The sequence below is a fragment of the Parashewanella spongiae genome (assembly GCF_004358345.1).
Taxonomy (GTDB): domain Bacteria; phylum Pseudomonadota; class Gammaproteobacteria; order Enterobacterales; family Shewanellaceae; genus Parashewanella; species Parashewanella spongiae.
In genome coordinates, this window is record NZ_CP037952.1 from 1,356,552 (window position 1) to 1,375,806 (window position 19,255).

Annotated in this window: 13 protein-coding genes, 2 pseudogenes and 1 riboswitch; of the genes and pseudogenes, 7 read left to right on the top strand and 8 right to left on the bottom strand. The window is 39.6% G+C overall.

All coding sequences use genetic code 11. The features are described from left to right. Positions 1–589: 589 nt before the first annotated feature. Positions 590–757, top strand: a complete 168-nt coding sequence (locus E2I05_RS21950; protein WP_170179597.1) for a hypothetical protein — start codon at positions 590–592, stop codon at positions 755–757. Positions 758–1,063: 306 nt separating this feature from the next. Then, on the top strand, positions 1,064–1,318 hold the full coding sequence (locus E2I05_RS22435; protein WP_243641169.1) for a group II intron maturase-specific domain-containing protein: 255 nt from the start codon (positions 1,064–1,066) through the stop codon (positions 1,316–1,318). A 1,060-nt stretch (positions 1,319–2,378) separates the two neighbouring features. Here the strand turns inward: E2I05_RS22435 and E2I05_RS05145 are convergent. The 5 genes and pseudogenes from E2I05_RS05145 to E2I05_RS05165 form a co-directional block, all read right to left on the bottom strand. Then, positions 2,379–2,723: pseudogene (locus E2I05_RS05145) on the bottom strand (IS1595 family transposase); the annotation flags it as partial. A 186-nt stretch (positions 2,724–2,909) separates the two neighbouring features. Then, a pseudogene (locus E2I05_RS05150) lies at positions 2,910–3,503 on the bottom strand (IS1595 family transposase); the annotation flags it as partial. Positions 3,504–3,860: 357 nt separating this feature from the next. Then, positions 3,861–4,472 carry a transposase gene (locus E2I05_RS22440; RefSeq protein WP_244935414.1) on the bottom strand — a complete coding sequence of 204 codons (612 nt, stop codon included), beginning with the start codon at positions 4,470–4,472 and terminating at the stop codon, positions 3,861–3,863. Continuing rightward, entirely contained in the window at positions 4,469–5,245 is a 777-nt protein-coding gene (locus tag E2I05_RS22445; RefSeq protein WP_244935415.1) for a transposase, read from the bottom strand. The genes E2I05_RS22440 and E2I05_RS22445 overlap by 4 nt, the downstream gene beginning before the upstream one ends. A gap of 676 nt (positions 5,246–5,921) precedes the next feature. Continuing rightward, positions 5,922–7,646 carry a chloride channel protein gene (locus E2I05_RS05165; protein WP_121854442.1) on the bottom strand — a complete coding sequence of 575 codons (1,725 nt, stop codon included), beginning with the start codon at positions 7,644–7,646 and terminating at the stop codon, positions 5,922–5,924. A gap of 59 nt (positions 7,647–7,705) precedes the next feature. On the opposite strand from E2I05_RS05165, the gene E2I05_RS05170 reads away from it, so the two are divergent. From E2I05_RS05170 to E2I05_RS05180, 3 genes are all read left to right on the top strand, one after another. Next, positions 7,706–8,512 (top strand): DUF6776 family protein, encoded by an 807-nt coding sequence (locus E2I05_RS05170; protein WP_121854443.1) that lies wholly within the window; start codon positions 7,706–7,708, stop codon positions 8,510–8,512. A 63-nt stretch (positions 8,513–8,575) separates the two neighbouring features. Next, the gene (erpA, locus tag E2I05_RS05175) at positions 8,576–8,992 is read left to right on the top strand and encodes an iron-sulfur cluster insertion protein ErpA (protein ID WP_243641116.1); all 417 of its coding nucleotides are present in this window, start codon (positions 8,576–8,578) and stop codon (positions 8,990–8,992) included. A gap of 95 nt (positions 8,993–9,087) precedes the next feature. Further along, positions 9,088–9,663: a 5-formyltetrahydrofolate cyclo-ligase gene (locus E2I05_RS05180; RefSeq protein ID WP_121854444.1), complete on the top strand. Its 576-nt coding sequence runs from the start codon at positions 9,088–9,090 to the stop codon at positions 9,661–9,663. A gap of 68 nt (positions 9,664–9,731) precedes the next feature. Here E2I05_RS05180 and E2I05_RS05185 read toward each other — a convergent pair whose 3' ends face one another. Next, a complete protein-coding gene (locus E2I05_RS05185) occupies positions 9,732–11,822 on the bottom strand; it encodes a cytochrome-c peroxidase (protein WP_165905538.1) in 2,091 nt (696 codons plus the stop codon). A gap of 248 nt (positions 11,823–12,070) precedes the next feature. Between E2I05_RS05185 and E2I05_RS05190 the strand changes: the two genes are divergently transcribed. Beyond that, positions 12,071–13,543 carry a protein adenylyltransferase SelO gene (locus E2I05_RS05190; protein ID WP_121854446.1) on the top strand — a complete coding sequence of 491 codons (1,473 nt, stop codon included), beginning with the start codon at positions 12,071–12,073 and terminating at the stop codon, positions 13,541–13,543. Positions 13,544–13,753: 210 nt separating this feature from the next. After that, positions 13,754–14,401 (top strand): ribose-5-phosphate isomerase RpiA, encoded by a 648-nt coding sequence (gene rpiA / locus E2I05_RS05195; protein ID WP_121854447.1) that lies wholly within the window; start codon positions 13,754–13,756, stop codon positions 14,399–14,401. An 861-nt stretch (positions 14,402–15,262) separates the two neighbouring features. Here the strand turns inward: rpiA and E2I05_RS05200 are convergent. Both E2I05_RS05200 and E2I05_RS05205 read right to left on the bottom strand, forming a co-directional pair. After that, positions 15,263–15,991, bottom strand: coding sequence for an HDOD domain-containing protein (locus E2I05_RS05200; RefSeq protein ID WP_121854448.1), 729 nt, complete (start codon positions 15,989–15,991; stop codon positions 15,263–15,265). Positions 15,992–16,927: 936 nt separating this feature from the next. Next, positions 16,928–18,901 carry a TonB-dependent receptor gene (locus tag E2I05_RS05205; RefSeq protein ID WP_121854453.1) on the bottom strand — a complete coding sequence of 658 codons (1,974 nt, stop codon included), beginning with the start codon at positions 18,899–18,901 and terminating at the stop codon, positions 16,928–16,930. Positions 18,902–19,024: 123 nt separating this feature from the next. Next, positions 19,025–19,210: riboswitch (cobalamin riboswitch) on the bottom strand. Positions 19,211–19,255: the final 45 nt, after the last annotated feature.

Here is a 19,255-nt window from a genome sequence, read left to right on the forward strand (position 1 = left end):
CGACAGGCAGAAAGAAGCCTGTATCACCCAGACTGAGGGGAAGATAATCCGAATGGCAAGGGCGTTGTTGGCTAACGGCAAGGTCTGAAGGAAGCCATAGGAAGTTAGAGGTACACAGCGAAAGCGAACCTGATTCGGCATAATAGAGAGGTAAGCGTGCGAAATAGCGCAACGCCATATACTCAGTCAGCTCTATCATCCTAAATAAATCGGTTGGGAGCGTTCATATACGCAGAAAAAATTACTGATAGCAAGACATGAATAGCAGCAAGTAGTGGTTACCGACATACAAAACTGTCGTTACTTCGTTTCTACTTGCAAAATTTATAACGCAGCTAGCGGTGATTTTGGCAAGTATATGAATGTTCAGCACTCACCTGATGGGTGGAGTAGGGTTGTTTATTTTTGTATTTAACTTCAATAGATTAAAGCTAAATTGTGCGTTCAACCGATTTATTTAGGATCATGTGCTTGAGGGTGGGATTTCTAACAGGGAGCGAGTGCAGTAACTGGGGAAGCCTGACACCTTATCTGGGATAGTCCAGAAGCTTTTATACAAGAGGAAACTCAAGGTAGAAGTTGGTGCGAGGTGGCCGATGAGCCCGTAGTAGTGAGTAAAATCCAGCCGATGAAAGCCAGTAATAGTGTGGAGGGCAAAACTGGATTGACCAATGACGTAGTTTATTGGCGACATCAACAGCTAAAAGCCAAAAGCCTTGATGTTGGCGAAGGGGTGAAGCTTAATTTAAGTTTGTGATGGACAGGATTTTTTTTCACAGATACAGAAAATCACAAAAAGATGAGTGAGGCATTTCCGACTGGAGGCATTAGGAATAATGACTCTGGAGACCGAAGCCGTATACGGGAGTAATTATGTCACAGTCGCAAAGGTGCAGATAATGCACTGAAGCAAGCGACAAAGCTACTCGAAAAAGACTTAAAGCTGACAGTAAATCGAAGTAAAACTCACATAACTCATAGTGATGATGGGGTAAAGTTTCTCGGAGTAGAGATTGGCAGTAACTATACGACAATCCAAACCAAGAAACTGAAAAGCTTCAAAGTGCAGCTTAAAGCGCTCACCAAACGCAACGGTGGTAAGCCATTACAACGGGTGATAAAAGAGTTAAACCCGAAACTAAGAGGTTTTAGCCAATATTTTCGAATAGCGAATGCGAGCAACGAGTTCAAGAAGCTAGCCGCATGGTTAAGGCGACGACTGAGAAGCATACAATTAAGACTGTGGAAAAACCAGGTAGGCTACACCGCAGACTTAAGCAACTTGGTTATAAGCCACCATTTAAGTTCATTCAAATGATGAAGTGGAAGAACGCAAGTAGTCCACTCTCTCATTATGCAATGCCGAATAAATGGTTTGCAGAGATGGGGCTATACAATCTTGAAGAAGTACGAACGGGCTATGTGCTCAGTACAAAGTAATTGAATAAAATTAAGCAGGAGCCGTATACGAGACCCGTACGTACGGTTCTGTGAGAGGGATGGGGCACTAACGCCTCACCCTACTCGATGTGCCCATTCCCTCATCATATTTTAAAATATATTTATAGTTCACGATCTGTGCCTGAATAAGTGTTGATGTTCAGGTTTTACATAATAAGGGAGAAGTCTTTCTCGTATGGAAGGCAATATTGAGGTGACTCCAAATTTTGAACGTCCATGAAAAACAGAATGTATTATAGGTTTTAAAAATGGTGATTGAGGTTTTTCTGTAGAAGCCGTTTGGATTTGTGGAAGGTGCACTGGACTTGTTTTTAGTGACGATATCGTTGAGTTTGAACTTAGTGAAGAAGTACTAAGACTGTCACATTCACGACGTTTCATCTTATATCGAAATTGAGCTAAATAGCTGTCCAAGTCATCAATGCATGGAGAGTGCTCTTGAGAGTGCTTTTTATGGGGTGTTGTCTCCACTCTGGTACTTTTATTCTCCACAGGGTTTGATGGCCTTGGTGGATTCGCATTTAACTTTTTGGTATTTATCTGTGGTAACTTGCTCCTTGAGTTGCAAAATTGACTAAAAGGCTTATTAATAGAATCTTGCTTGAGCCCGAAGCGATGTTTGGCCAATTTTGTAGAAGCAGCTTTCATAAAATGGAAGGAATGTGGATGTTTGAAGGCACGTTTTGTTTCGGATAAGTAGTGAGACGTAGTATTGTGGTGATTTAATAAATATGGCGTCATACAGTTATCCAAAATATGAATTAAAGAGGTTGTTTTTATACAATTTAATTCTACTGTGGTTCTGTCGCAAATTTGTTTGTGAATCAGTCAATGTTGGTTAAGGAAGCTATGCACATTCCTTTTGAAATTTAAGAATAGAATGTTCTGCTAGAGGCCTCTAATACCAATTACAGTGGCTATGTTGGTATCAACTGTTGTTGAGTTTTAAAGAAACTGTTTTCGTTACAGTTTTCTTTTTTCTCCATAAATCGGAACCAGCCAAGATAATGAGTCAGATATTTGGTCGCTACTCCATGAAACTTAGATAACCATAGCTTTAGCTGATTATGATAAGCATTAACATGTTGGATATGAAAGACGTTCTCTAAAACCCTTATTCCTGCTGAGATATTTAGCCTTTTATGTATTAAGTCATTATTTTTGCTAAATGCGATGTAAGCCTTGAACCCATCGGTACACAGCACGCTGTCCTTTTGTACTTTAGACTCAAGTTCTCTTGTTAGAGCATCACTGGTTACATGTTCAAAGGTATTGTCATAAGGGATGTCGCAGTTCAAATAATACCAATTTAAATTTCAACGCTTAATTTGTCATACCTGCGAACGCAGGTATCCAGCGACTTGTGCCCAAATTAACCAAAGACTCTGGACTCCTGCGTTCGCAGGAGTGACGATAAAATTGGTATACATTCTTCCGCCACGTCCCTAAGTATGATGAGCTCTATCTTTAACGGTAACGATTTTTACCCAGTCATCATTTGACCGCCCTGGCTTTTTTGCCTTCATTCCACGTTTTCTTGGTTTACGATTTAGTGTTCGACTTCCTTTTTCTGAATAAGGATGAAAGGTTTCATCTGCTTCAATAATTCCTTCCAAAACAGATGGCTGCATGGTAGTTGGGATTTCTAAGAATCGATGACGCCAGTTAAAAGAAGTTTTCAAATCTAGGTCACAGTGTTTAGCCGCCTCTCTTAAGCTCATACTCTGACTCATGCAGTAAAAGTAATCCAACCAACGCTCTATATGGTGCAATCTCGCAAGAGGAGTTCCTGTAGTCGCCACGAACGTTTTAAGGCAATTTTTACAGCGATACCTTTGGTGTCCATCGGTTTTTCCGTGTCGATTGATTAGGTTGCTGTGACAATGAGGGCATTCAGGATGCTTTATCAGACGTGATTCAAGCTGTTGGGATACTGGATCTAAAGTGGTTTTTTCGTTGAGTGCTGAAGCCAGTTCCAATCGTTGTTTATCGTTCAATCCTTGTAGACTTTTTATCAGCTTACGAAATTGGGCTATGTTCATCCTAAAAACATCAGTTGAACGCTGAGTATACGAGTAACTGTTTGAGCAATACGATGATTTTATTATCATGTTTTTCACCCAATGAGTGAAAAGCTCTACGCTCACAAGCTTGCTAAAATGACTGCTATCTGCGTTGTAACTTTTGCAAGTAGAATAACTACTTGCTGCAAGCTACGCCTTACTATCAGCCATTTTTCTATGCTTGAGAACGCAGTCAACTGATGTTTCTAGGATCATAACTCAAGTTTCGGAGTTCATTTTTAGCTAAAATCATGGGTACTTTCCAGTAGAAATAGCCTCTTGGCGTAATGTAAAAGTATCCATTTGCATGACTTGATTAAAAAACGAGGTCACTTCTTAGTTGATTTTATTCAGTATGATTTCGCTTTCTGTTGTTGATAACGAAGAAATACTAGAAACTGCATCGCTGATCAAAGCCTTAAATAAGCCCCATAATTTACAAGCAAAATCTAAATTTTGTAGACTGTCGCAAAGTAGGTTCCTTGAGTCACAGACTTTGCTGTTTTCATTATTTTGCTTCGCATGCAGAAGCAAGCAAAACCTCAACCCTGTTAGATGAATTGAAGCAATATAAGCACTGTAATGACGACTTTGCTCACTCAAAAAGCCAAGATGTTGTTTGGCTTCCTTGAAGTACACTTCAATTCCCCAACGTAAAGCGTAAATCTCAAGAATTTTTTCATCGCTTAGCGAAGCGTCCGTACTTAAAAATAATGCCCAATCGTGTTTACCTGCTTTTTTCTTATCAGGATTAACACCTCGACAAAAGACGAGTTTAACCTTAATCCAATTCGGCTCAAGCTTTGCCGTTTCTGCTAGATTCAACTCAACGACAATGGACTTTGTTTGATAAGGCAACCCTGCTAGTTTTTGCCATCGGCCTTTTACTTGAGTTTTGAATAGTTCGGCGGCACTGCACTCTGATTTATCCGCTAAGCGGTACTTCATTTTGTTTTTTTCATTCGGAGAATAGCCGTCAAATCATGCTCAAGCGTCATGCTGATAATAGGCTTGGTGGCAAACCAAGAGTCTGCAAGAAAATAATCAGCTTCAATACCTACTCCCAGCGCACGTTTAACCATACCTGCAACCATAGCAGGCTTAGTTTTAGCCACAGATTGCTTGTAACGTTTAGCGACTATTGAGCGCTCATCTTTAAATTTACGGGTTAGAGGTTGTGCTTTGGTTTGACTGATGAAGAGTTCATTATCCAGTGGGACAAATTGACTATCAGAAGCGTAGCCAAAACTCAGTACTTGCTGTCCCATAACACAACGCCCTGTCAAATGGTCGAAGTGACTGGATACGCCGGGCATTTTCTTACCACGACGTTGCTTTACTGAATCATCGACAACAAAAGCTCTGACTTTACTCTTGCCTTCCTGTTTTATGAGTTTTTTAGCGGTGTAAAGTTGCAGTTTTCTCCAATTCAAGTCTTCTCGGTTGAGTAAATCATAAAGCACATCTTTCTTAGCAGAAGAAAAGCTGAGTAGTGACTCTTTAGCAAACATAGATATGGTATCAACCTTCAACCAAACCCAAAGCATTAGTAAGTAAACGACTTCGGTTGCTTCAATACCCGAACGTTTACTGAAGCCACAAGATGTCAACATTGAAACAAAACCAAGCTGTTTCCATGATGTGCTGAACGAATTATCAATTTGAATGCCTGAACGCTGTAAAAAATTGGAAGTAAGTGATGGTAGAGAAAGTGATTTCATGTCAATATTTGTCTGAGAGTTGGTGTGTTTTAGTTTTTGTCTAAGCAACAAGATTACAACACATTAACTCTCATCTTTTCTTTATATATCAGTAAAATACGCTCACTTTATTATTGAATTTGAACACCGAAACTTGAGTTCATAACTAAATTCCAAACGCTACAATTTAAAATCAGTATACGCCTACCAACAGTTTATGAAAACATAGCCATTACAGTAATTAAGTGCTCAACTCAGAGCCATGTATGTGCTCAAAGTGCAATCGAAATTGATGAAGGCATAGTTATTCTACGTCAAGACAATTTTGAGAAGTATTCTTTATAAACCAAAGTGAGCACATACAAGCTCCCGAAGGACAAGGCTAAAGGGTTTCATTACTGTGTTACAAGCACTTGAATTATCCCGATAGTACTTCGAGCTTGTGCCTTGCACTGAAATCCTTTAGCTCTTGCTGAGTGAGAGATTAATTACTGTAATTGGTATAATGCAATAGTCAAAAAAAAGCGACCAATTTAAGGTCGCTGGATTCCTAAAAGGAATTGATGATAAATATTATCAATAAAGGGAGAATGATGATGAACAATCAAAGTTTAAGTAACCTGTTCATATAGTCAGACAGCCTCTTTTAAAATTAGTTCAAAATATTTTTCAATAATTTGAAAAATATTTTGAAGGGTTAAACGTAACCTTTATTGATTTCAGTTTGTAGATTTGACCAACTGATTACACCTATAATATTTGTATGGTTGTTTTGATAGATAGCCACTTCTCCTGCGCGTTTTGGAGATAGAAGTTTGTAGGCGTCATCAATACTGGCAGTGTCTGGTAATAATGGCACAGGTTGAGCTGAAAGCGCTGAATCTTCCCCATCTACCTGCACTTCGAGTTGAAGCATATGTATTTGCTCATCAGGTTTTCTGATCAATACAGGTCTTCCATCCGCGCGTTTTAATACTTCTAACAACAATTCTGAATTTTGATTCATCACAATAAATTGAGTATTCATCATTGAGCGTACGCCTCTTTTTTGTAGGCCTAAATTTAAAGGTGGAACTTTATAGCCGAGTCCCATAATTTCAAGTTGTTTGAAAAATATCGAGCGACAATTAAACACCTGATATGCGATTAAAAATGCAGGAACTGTGACAAACATAGCGGGTAAAATAATACTGGTGTCATTCGTTAACTCAAGTAATGCGACTAAAGCGGCTAGTGGTGCACTCAGGCAAACTCCCATCATGGCTGTCATGCCAATAACAGCATATAAGCCAATATAAGGTGCGCTTTCAGGAAATATTAGGACACTGAGTAATGCTATGATAGCCCCCAGTAATGCGCCTATCCCGTACAATGAACCAATTATTCCCCCCGGAACGCCAAGCCCTATAGCACAAGAGGTGGCGATAGTTTTTGCGAACAACAGGGCAATGAGCAGCCCTAAACCAGAATGCTCACTGATGGCAGCATTTATGGCTAGTTCGCCATTACCAAGGGCTTGAGGAAGGAAAAAACCTATTGTTGTGGTAATTAATCCAGCAAGTAATAATTTATTGAGTAAAGGCCAAGGTTTACTTTTTTCAGTAACGATTAGCAGTGAAAAGTTAAAAAATGCTGAGCAACAACCTAGTGCTAATCCGCCAATCAGTAATATTGGATAGTGATCAAGCGGGATGTGGATAACATTGATGATTTCGAACTCATGTACATTTCCGAAGGCGAGTCGGCTACTGAGCGCCCCACACACTGCGGCCAGTAATATCGGAAAGAAATAATGTATTCGGTATTCTCGAACGATGACTTCAAAGACAAATATTACGGCCGCGAGAGGAGCATTAAACGTTGCTGCGATACCAGCAGCAACGCCGCTGGCACACATGATTCGAATACAGTTATCAGGCAGTTTAAACTTCTCAGCAATGACACTTGCGGTTACAGCTCCAAGGTGAATTGCGGGCCCTTCTCGACCGACTGAAAAATTGCAAGCTAACGCGACTAAAGCTTGAAAAAATTGCCCTGGCGCCGATTGCAGAGGGATTTTTCCATAATGAAGTTTGTAGCGATGCATCACATAGGCAATCCCCATTCTTTGGTATCGCTTGGAGGTTATTTTAGCTATTCCCCAGATAACTAAAGCGCCCAACAAGGGAAGATAGATACGATAATCAGTATAATCTGGACTAAAGCTCATCTGTTTAAGCTCAGTATAATCGTAAGAAGCATTCAAAATGAGTCGGAACATTATAATTACAGCAGAAGCTGCAATCGCAAAAGCTAATGCAAGCAAGCACAGCTGTATACTTGTCTTACCTTCCGATAAGTGATCCTTTAAACCATTTCTTAAATAGTTGTTAATGGCTAAGAAACTGCGAGTATTTGCGACTTTTTTTATAGTAGAATGCACTAAGTTGGCCTGAGTTAATCTAGGATTAAGAATGGTTTTTAGCTAAAAGGTAATAATTAATGCCAAATTATGAGCGCTGGCGCAATCGCCTGCAAGTGATTGAACATAAATATCTTCCATTAAATCGATATTTATTTTTGATCGTTGTTCTGGCTTTCTGTCTAGGAGTCGTAAGTTATTACTATTCTCAAGACTTCCTATCCGAAAAATCACATGAAGCCCATGAAATAGCAAAGCTTAAGAAAAGCTTGAATCATCAAGCGCAAGAATTAGCCACGAGAAACCTTGAAATAAGCATCGAAAAAGAAGCTAATGCGAATATGGAAGTGATGTTTCTTGAGCAAGAACATAAGATAAAAAAACTTGCGCGTGAGTTATCTTTTTATCGCAGTATTATGACACCAGAAAAAACGGCTGAAGGGATCAGTGTTTATGATTTAAAACTTGAGCCATCAATTATTCAAGATAAAAAAGATCTCACTTTAGTATTGATCCAGCAATCAAAGCGGCAACGCTCAGTTAAGGGACATGTTCAACTCACATTGATTGGTGTGAAAGACGGTAAAGAAGTTCGGCAATCTCTTAATGAGCTCTCTCAATCAAAATTTAAATTTAACTTTAGGTTTTTTCAGGAGCTGAATGCGAGGTTATCTCTCCCTAGTGAAGTAGATTGGAAAAAAGTGTTAGTAAAAGTAATTGTGCCAGCAAGTCGTTGGAGCAAAGCTCAGCAAACTGAAAGAGGATTTGAAATGACAGAGCTTGAGGCGAACAAAGCTTCGTTGATACAAGACGCCGTTGATGATTTAATGCAGCAAAAAGCACTTAAAGATGAAACAAAAGTAGAAGCTGGAACTGAAACTCAGTGAATACTTGAACAAACAACTAAGGTATTAGATAATTCCTCACAATAGAGAAATTAAGAGGTTTTGATGTCGGAACAAACTGAAACTGCGGTAGTAGAAGTAGAACAATTTGGAAATGATCAAGAAAATGCAGTTGAAGAACAAACAGATGCAGCATTGCCAATCCAGTTCTCCGACGAAGCAGCGAGCAAAGTAAAAACCTTACTTGAGGAAGAAGAAAATCCAGAGTTAAAGCTTCGAGTTTATGTAACTGGTGGTGGATGTTCTGGTTTCCAGTATGGTTTCACATTCGATGAAAAAGTAAACGAAGGCGACTTTACGATTGAGAAACAAGGCGTATTATTGGTTGTCGATCCAATGAGCTTGCAATATTTAGTCGGTGGTGTCGTTGATTATACTTCTGGGCTTGAAGGCTCTCGGTTTTTTGTGAAAAACCCTAATGCCACGACGACTTGTGGTTGTGGAGCGAGCTTCTCAGTTTAGTAGTTTGCTGAAATAGCAACTGATTTAGCCGGATTTATCCGGCTTTTTAGTACCTGAAAATGGGTATAAAACTGAAATGTACGGAATCTGATTTTATGGATCGAAAAAGCTTGCGACAATCGATAAGAAAGCAGAGAAACGCGCTTACAAGGCAGCAGCAAGAGAGCTTTTCTTTCCAAGGTGCGTCGAGAATACTTGATTGCCTTAAAAACAAACAAGTGAAGACAGTTGCTTTATATTTATCGAACGATGGTGAGCTTGATACCACTCCGCTCATAGAGAAATTGTGGGAAAAATCTATTCGAGTTTGTTTACCTGTTTTGCACCCATTTAATAAAGGCCAGCTATTGTTCCTGCATTATGATGGGAAAAGTAAAATGCGATACAACAAATATGGTATTGCTGAACCTTGTCTTGATATTCGTAATGTTATTCCGGTGACAGAGTTAGATGTGATAATTACACCTTTGGTGGCTTTTGATTGTCATGGTAATCGAATGGGTATGGGAGGTGGGTATTATGATCGCACTCTCGCAAATGTTGACTTAGTAACAACAAAGGTAATTGGTTTTGCCCATGACTGTCAGCAGATATCAAAGGTACCAATAGAATCTTGGGATGTTCCACTTTCAACTATCGTTACACCGAGTACTTTACATCAGTTCGATTAAAAAAACTCACCAATCGCCGAGACGAAAGGTGAGTTTGCGATACTTGTTTTAACCAATTTCAATAAGGGTTAAGGGTTACCTTGCCCTGAAAGCATAAGTAAATTGTAACTGATTGGAGTTGTTATTTCGCTATCATCTTGATGACGTAATTTGATAGTGTGGCTGATACCGTCACCCGGTGTTATCACACCATTTTGTAAAAACAACCTAAAGTAAGGTTCGTCATTTTCAGTCATACCGTTGTGTTGCAATACTACAACGTCATCAGGTAAGTCTTTTAATACAATGATCAAGTGAGTATCAATCATCGAGTCACTAGTGTTGTGAATGATGTGAGTATCTTGCTGCTCCGTATCATTGACTATTGATTGCTTACTGAGTGATACAGTAAGTCTATCAGTGACGTCCAATGGTGGATCAATGCCCAAGTCTCTTCGAGATAATAAATCGTTATTATCTTGTGGAAGCCCACTGGCGACTCGACCATCAACTGCGCCTAATGTTTCCAAATCAGGACGGTGCAAAGAGTAAGTTAAATCTCTTTCGTTAAGCTGAAAAGTATCGGTGGTTGAGTCAGGATCAAAAGTCACAAACGCTGGATCAAATAAGCCATCGTTAATGAATGCGGTTAAGTCATTAATTTCATCTTCAGAAAGCCCTAATCCAGGCTCAGAGCCTTCCCCTCTTGGATGAGTAAAGCGTGTCGATAATGTAGAAGCATTACCAGCAATACTATCCTGAGGTACACCATTATTGAAATATTCAACGACATCTTTTACCGATGTAAACTCTCCGTTATGGAAGAAAGCACCTGAATCTCGAATTTGGCGTAGCGTAACCGTCCTAAACTCAAAAGCATCTTCATCTCTTAGAGTAATTTCTTTACGGCCATCATCACGAAACTCTGGGTCATTACGAACATGTCGATTTAATGCTTGTAGAGGGTGATCACTTAGCCCTAAGTTAATAAAGTTTTCTTCAATAAATTGGCCTGTGCCTACTACATCAGGATCATTATGTTGCTTGTTTAGCATTGGTCCGCTGTGGCAACTAAAACAACCTGCACCACCATTGCCATCAGCTGGATCAGTGAAGAATAGTTTGGCTCCACGTAATTGAGAGTCTGTTAAAGCATTGTTGTCTCCAGCGAGAAATTTATCCCACGGGCTGTTACGAGTGACAACGGTTCTCATGAACGTCGCAGTAGCTCGAAGTATGGTTTTATCATTGATGAGTAAGTTCAGATCATCTTCTTGTTCAGCTCTAGCGGCTTCCTCAGGAAATGCATCAGTGAATAGCTTTTTGTAAACAGGAATCCTTTGCAACTCGGCGGATTGTGCTTCTAGCATTCGGTGAGCATCTAGCAGTAATAAAGCTATGTTTTCTTGAGCAGGGTGGTTAAATGGATTTAACCCTCTGACTGAATTATGATCTTCACCAGCAAAACCACCGAGTAATAGGCGATTATTAAATGCCGCACCCACTACACTTGGCGCATTGCGAGAAACACTGTCAAGTGCATCAAATCGTCCAGATTGTAAAAGCTCACCTGGGTTTGGATCCTTAATTGCAATAGATGGAATTCCAATATCATCCTCATAAACATCTGTGAGAGTTGGCAAATGATCGACCATTAGATCGCCAACAAAGAGCGGCTCTTGGCGTAATCTTGGTAAAATATCCAGTTGCGGCCTTCTTCTTGGAATGAAGTTACCTTCAGCATCGGTATACCCTCGACCTTCACCGCCGACATTGAAATTAAATTGCATACCCGCTTTAGAGCCTGCTTCACCAAAGTGACAGCTGCCACATGAACCCGTTCCCGCAGCTTCAATAACGCCGCCTTTAGCCGCGTCAAGACGTACCGTTCTGACTGGATCATGAAACAACTGCTTACCTAAGTAGCGTTTAGCTTCTGTTGTTTCAAAAGTGGGATCTGGTGTGCCGTCATCAAGAAGAGGTTGTGGCAAGTCAGCGTTTGTTTCTGGAACTTTAAGGTTATCTAACCCTCCCACCTGCTCACTGATCAAGTTTCGAACAACGACAGCTTGAGGTTCCACGACTGGTGTAATGACCTCTGTTTTTTTGTCATTTCCACCACAACTAATTAATGGAAGCGATATTAAAATAGAAATCGCGATACGTGCTTTGGATAACATCCTTGTAACTCCTTTAATACAATATGCAACCATATGATTGTAGGTCATAAAAAATACTATCTACAACAAATCAGTAGAGGCTAGCTTGATTCTCCTTGTTTTAGAGGGAAATAAGATTTATTTGGCTAAATCTGGGTTTTCAACATTTTCATAGTATTATGGTGTTAGGCGTGATTATTAGAAGGCATATAAGTCTCTAGTTGACAGCATTGATTATCGCAAAGGCATAATCAAATAAGGAATCGTTCATGCAATTTGATAACACCTATATTAATCTTGGCGAATCTTTTTTTGAAAGAGCTGAGCCAGTTACTGTGGTTGAACCGAGTTTATTTTTATGGAATGAACTTCTAGCACAACAATTAAATGTTATTGATTCAATACAAGGTAATGCAGAAGAGCTAGCGGTTTTTTTATCCGGTAATCAAATTTTTTCTGGCTCTATACCTATAGCGTTAGCTTATGCAGGGCATCAGTTTGGACATTATAACCCTCAACTTGGCGATGGAAGAGCGCATTTATTGGGAGAGCTGATAGATGTTGATGGACAACGGTGGGATCTACAACTTAAAGGTTCAGGAGTAACTCGTTTTTCCAGAGGTGGTGATGGTCGTTGCGCTATCGGCCCAGCTATTCGTGAGTTTATCATGAGCGAAGCGATGCATGCTTTAGGTGTTCCAACAAGTCGCTGCTTGGCCGTTACTACTACTGGTGAATATGTTTATCGTGAAGAAGCGCATTTAGGCGCTGTGGTAAGCCGTGTAGCATCGAGTCACATTCGAGTTGGGAGCTTTCAATATTTTGCGGCGACTGGCGATATTATTTCACTTAAAAAACTGGCCGATTACACGATAAATCGACATTACCCGAGTATTTTTAGTTCTGACGGCAACCCTTATGTAATGCTACTTGATAAAGTAATCGAAAATCAGATAAGGCTAATTGTACAGTGGATGCGTGTCGGGTTTATTCATGGTGTAATGAATACGGATAATACGGCAGTTTCGGGTGAAACAATAGATTTCGGTCCTTGTGCCATGATGGGGGATTATGATCCTAAAGCGGTATTTAGCTCAATCGATAGACAAGGTCGTTATGCCTTTGGCAATCAACCGCATATCGCACAATGGAATATGGCAAGGTTAGCCGAAAGTTTATTGCAACTTGGTGAGAATGATACGTCAAATAAAGATTGCGATTCTGATATGTTGTCTTCTATGCAATCGTTAATAAATGGTTTCTCTAAACGATTTAAACAAGAATACGTGGAAATGATGTCTGGAAAAGTGGGATTGATTGAACCGCGACTTAAAAATGAAGCTTTCATCGATTCATTTACTCAACAATTAAAAGAAAGACGGCTAGATTATACGGTTTGCTTTCATCTATTAACAAAATCAATTACCTGCAAAGAAGCTGAGCAACAAATGCTTGCAGACTTAGGTGAGCATTATTTTGAGTGGAAAAAAAGAGTGGTTTCACAGCGGTATACGGATGTTGAGATCCAAGCGTTTATGCGAGACTTTAATCCTGTTGTTATTCCAAGAAATCATCATGTAGAAAATGTAATTAAAGAGTGTGAAGCAAGTGGTGATCCCAAAGCAGCGATTCTGTTTTTAAATGCTTTGCGACACCCTTATCATGAAAGCGAGTTGACTCAGCCGTTTCAAACTCCAGCAGAAGATCATGATATGAATTACAAAACCTTCTGCGGGACTTGATGATGAATATGAATATGGAGCAATCAACTCTCTGAGCTTTTGTTAAATACGCGCGCTTTTATATTGATAGCTCCATTGAATATAGAAAGAGCGATGGCACAAGCTCTAAGTACTATAATCTTATCCATTTTGTTAGATTGATAGCACTTTTTTAAATATAAACTAGGTATAATACGGCCATTATTAATCCCTGAAAAAATGAGATTGAACATGACCCAAGATGAAATGAAAAAAGCCGCAGGCTGGGCTGCTTTAAAATATGTAGAAGCGGACACTATTGTTGGTGTTGGTACTGGCTCTACGGTAAACCACTTTATCGATGCACTAGCAACCATGAAAGCAGATATTGACGGTGCGGTCTCAAGCTCAGAGGCTTCAACCGAAAAGCTAAAGTCTTTGGGTATACCTGTTTATGACTTGAATTCAGTGGATAAGCTATCTGTTTATGTCGATGGTGCAGATGAAATTAATGCACAAATGTCGATGATTAAAGGTGGTGGTGCAGCTTTGACTCGTGAAAAAATAATCGCAGCAGTTGCGGATAAGTTTATTTGTATTGTCGATAATACTAAGCAAGTTGATATTCTCGGTGACTTTCCTTTGCCCGTCGAAGTAATCCCTATGGCTCGTTCATATGTCGCTCGCCAATTGGTTAAATTAGGTGGCGACCCAGTTTATCGTGAAGGCGTGATTACTGATAATGGCAATGTGATACTGGATGTCCATAATTTGAAAATTATGGACCCTAAAAAACTTGAACAACAAATCAATGCAATTGTTGGTGTAGTTACAAACGGTCTATTTGCAGAGCGTGGCGCAGATGTATTATTGGTCGGGACTCCAGACGGAGTGAAATAGACCCACCGTTTAAGTTCACTACCTCAAAGTTATACTAATTACAGTAAGTAAATGCTCAACTCAGAGCTATGTATTTGCTCAAATTGAAATCGAAATTGATGACGGCATAGTTGTTACCGACATACAAAGCTGTCGTTATTACACTGCTAAGTACCTGTCGATAAGTTCTTTGATAATTATTGTGTTCAGGTTTAGGGCTATACATGACGCAATGTAGGGCGCATAGCCGTAGCTATGTAACCGAAGTTGCAACACCGTAGAGTGCTGAAAATGGGCACTAGAAAATCTTAAGAAACTTATGGTCAGGTACTTACGTCAAGACAATTTTGAGAAGTATTCTTTATAAACCAAAGTGTGCACATACAAGCTCCCGAAGGGCAAAGCTAAAAGGTTCCATTACTGCGTTACAAGCACTTGAATTATTCCGACAAAAGCACGAAGTGAGTTGAACACCAGCTTTGTATGGCGACCATAGGGAATATAGTACTTCGAACATGCGTCTTGTACTGAAAACCTTTAGCTCTTGCTGAGTGAGAGATTAATTACTGTAATTGGTATTATCTTTTTTAGATAACTATGAGGTAGTGACGGAAATGTTTTACAACTCTGCTTAACACAAACAAATTATACTTATTCCAGTGTGCTATCTATTCACAATGAACAAAGCCTTGTATTTTATTTAGAGTTAAGGGAACGAGCGATTTAGAAAGTACCAATCTTTGTCATACTAGCGAGGGCTGGTATCCAGTGACTTTTATAGAAAAAAGCAAAGGCACTAGACTTCAGACTGCGCTGGAGTGACGAGAACTCATCGGTATACTTTCTTCCGCAATTTTCCTAAGTAGAAAAATTTCAGCGTAGTTAAATTGGGTTTATCAGTATATTTCTATTGTCTAATATATTTCTTAGTATAAGGCCAACGGAATGTTCGTTTTCACTTTGACGTAAATTATGGGCGATTAAAAATTCACTTTCTAGTTCATCGTCTAGTTTAAGGGCTTTGAAAGCATCCAAAGTGAATGTCTGTTGTTGTTCATCGATTAACTTCTTTACAATAGTTAGAGGGATGCTTTGTTGTAATTCTTGCTCTAAATAGGCAAATGCCGTTAAGGCGATAACTTGGCCAAACACACTGAAAAGGGCGAGTGTTTGGAGCTCATCAACATCAAGAGACAATTCGCCTTTCTCGTGCAGCAAGTTTATTGCTTCTTCTGCAATATCTTCAGTTAATTGCCAATAGCCTTTAACTAATCTCTGGTATGGTTGGGGTAATTCATCAAAATGTTCTTTTAAGTAAAACGTAAAGGTATAACGATAAATGTTCACTTGACCAAGTCGAATAAGTGCTTCCTTTAATGTTTTAGGCTTTTTGAGTGATGAACTGCCTGCGTTGGCAGAATTAGTGCGCCAAAGTAAATGTGCGGCAATGGCGGGATCACTCGCGATGATATCGATGACATTTTGAATATCACCATCAGCAATAATGGCTTTTTTTAAAGGGATAAACACCCCACGACGACCAATGACTTGTTCTTCGTTCGCGATGATATTTTTTACTTGAGTAAATACTGTTTGCTCAAGATCAGTCATGTTTGCTGATGCCTATGTTGTATGTTCGAATCATTATGAGAATTTACCCATATCTAGAGTGTTTGAGTCAAGTACTGATAACGACATATATTCAAATAACTTTAGTAAAGGTGCTCAAGATCGTCGTCAAATGTGATCAAAGTTGCTTTTCGACTCAAGCGGGACGAAAAAAGCCCAAATTCAGTGATAGATTCACTGAATTTGGGCTTAGGGATCTAGCTATTTAGAAAGTACCAATCTTTGTCATACCAGCGAAGCTGGTATCCAGTGACTTTTATAGAAAAAAGCAAAGGCACTAGGGGCTGTTTATCTTTCAGGATTAAATTTTGTGCTATTTGAGCGTTTATCTGTTCAAGGCGTAAGCCGTGAAGCTTAGTCATCTAAGTTAACGGGTTACAACACAGAATAGTGAACGCTCAAAAGCATCTAAGACAGCGTAAATTGGTCATTTCTACTGAGTTATCGCTTGCTTATTTGGAATACCAAGCCGCACAAGCTCTGTCTTGTATAAAGCGACCAATTTATCGCTGCAAAAATAATCACGAAAGATAAACAGCCCCTAGACTACCGACATACAAAACTGTCGTTATTACATTGCTACATTGCTACGTTGCACGTTCTTTAATTATCCTGACAAAAGCCCATGCGTTGAACGCCAGCTTTGTATGGCGGTCGTAGAGAATATAGTACTTCGAACATGCGCCTTGTACTGAAAGCCGTTATCTATTGCTGAGTGAGGGATTAATTACTGTAAGGGACGCTGCGGAAGAAAGTATACCGATGAATCCTCGTCACTCCAGCGCAGGCTGGAGTCTAGTGCCTTTAAGCTTTTCTATAAAAGTCACTGGATACCAGCCTTTGCAGGTATGACAAAAAAATTTAAAATATTGATTGGTACTTTCTAAATCGCTAGTTCCCTAATTGGTATTAATTTACTCAGAACTGGTAGCGTAAACTGAAACGCCACCTTCTTCCTTCACCAGGGTAATATCCACTACTAAAGCTGCTGTAATATCCTGCGCTCACGTATTCTTTATTTAATACATTGTCAGCCCGTAAACTGGCTTGCCAATCGTTAAAAGTATAATTAATGGCGAGGTTTGCTAAGGTGTAGCTTGATAGTTTTGGATCACTATTGCTGTTATCACCTTCAATAAATCGTGATCCAATGTAATTCGCTTCAGCATAGATTTGCCAATCTTTAGTTATATCTGCGCTTGCACTAATTTTAGCTGTATGTTCGGCAACCCATGATAGTGCTTTTCCTTTATTGCTTCCCTCGGTAAATTCAGCGTTAATATAATTATATTGAACACCAATGTTTAGAATACTGTTTGCTTGAATATTCCAGTCGAAGTTTGTTCCAATGCGACGGGAGGCGTCAGCATTGATGTTTGCACCTGAGAATGAGGTTGGTGTAGGAGGCGTAGCACTAGGGTCAAAAACAATTTCGTCTTCTAATTCTAAGTGATATAAACTGATTTTTAGGTTTTGTTTTTGAGTGTTATAGTCCCAACCAGCTTCATAAGAGCGACCTGTTTGTGGCTTTAAGCCGAACACATTGGGTGAGGTGAAAGCTTGCTCGTCAACTTTTGCAAATCGGAAGTTGTCTTCAGCGCGTAAGTAAAAACGTTGGTGAATACTTGGGCGATAATTTAAACCGAGCTCTAAAGCGTGAGCGCTTTCATCCAAATTAATTCCATTTGGATATTTTGTGGCATCAATCAGGTCGTCTTTAACTTTAGAATAACGCCCACCCACAACATAGTTGAGTTTATTGGATAGTGGAACGGAAGCTTGGGTGTAAAGACTCCCTAATTTTTGAGTGTTGCTGCGGCCAAATAAAAATTCAGATTCTCCACGACTAACGTCGGCCCCAATGATTAGATTTAACGATCCGCGGTTAGTTGAATAGTTCCCTATAAATTTAGGGCTGATATTTAATAATGAACGCTGGTTTTTGGTTGCTCCACCATAGCTTATGCCATTGATTTCTGAATTTGTGTAATCAATGTTAGCGTCGAATCGCCATGTTTTATTGATAGCTTTTCCGTAGCCACTTCGTGCCACTTTAGTGATGTCATGAAAATAATCTGTAGGCTTGCCATCAAAACTAAAAGTTACAAATTGGCGAGGGTTATCATTGAGTTGGTCGATATTCAATGCATTAGCTAACTCACGATTATTGTCGTAATAGCTGCTTTCAACAAAAAAGGTACTCTCATCAGATTGGTATTGTAATCGTCCAAGCAAAGACCCTGTTTCATTGGCATTATGATGGCGGTAATTATCGCTTTGTTGGTGATGTCCTGTTAGGTAGTAACTCCAATCATTATTGATTGCACTTGCAACATCAGCTCGACCTTCAATAGTGTCTAAGTTGCCAGCAGATAACGTTACAGAGCCTCCGGTATTTTCTGGTGAGCGGGTTACAATGTTGATTACACCTCCAACCGCTTGATCTCCATATAATACCCCAGCGCTTCCTGATAATATTTCAATGCGCTCTACTTGATTCAGTGGAATAGCACTAATGCTCGGTGCCGCAATGTCGATATTATTAAGGCGCCGCCCATCAACCAGTATCAAAGTATTGTTTGCAGCCTGTCCAGCACCAAATCCACGTAATGAAAATACTGCACCAGAGTTAAAATCTGAAACTTGAATGCCAGCTTCACCTCTTAGAATATCTACAATATTGGTTGCTCCGCTTAGAGAAATATCAGTATTGTTGATGATTTTTATATGGCTTGCCAACTCAAGAGGCTGGCTTGTTTTACGACCAATAACAGTGATGTGTTCTATATCTTTTTTAGCTTTTAATGTTGGTGTCGTAGCAACAGCGCCAAAGCTAGAAAAAGCTATAGCTGGTGCTATAGATAGCGCTAATAGTGTAATTGAAGTTCTCATTTTCATTGATTCCAAAAAGGGAAAATGAGGCAGTGTAGTCACGTTCTGCTCCACAGTATTAATAGTAAATGAACTATCATAGATACGAACAGCATCGCATTTCGAGATCTGCCCACCGAAATCATCGAAATCACTTATGTGGCCGGTCTCCGGACTGAGGTTATATTTTGCTTTTAAACATAATGCGGCTTTAGAGCAAGTTGTGCGCCAAGCCTTACCATCACCGTTGCGGGGGCAGTGTCAAACTTTCATTGACTTCCCGATTATCTCTATCTTAATTAATAGAGCACCACAAAAAGCTAACAAGCAAGATTTTAAATCTTGCCTGTTATTATAGACGTCTAGAAGTCTGTT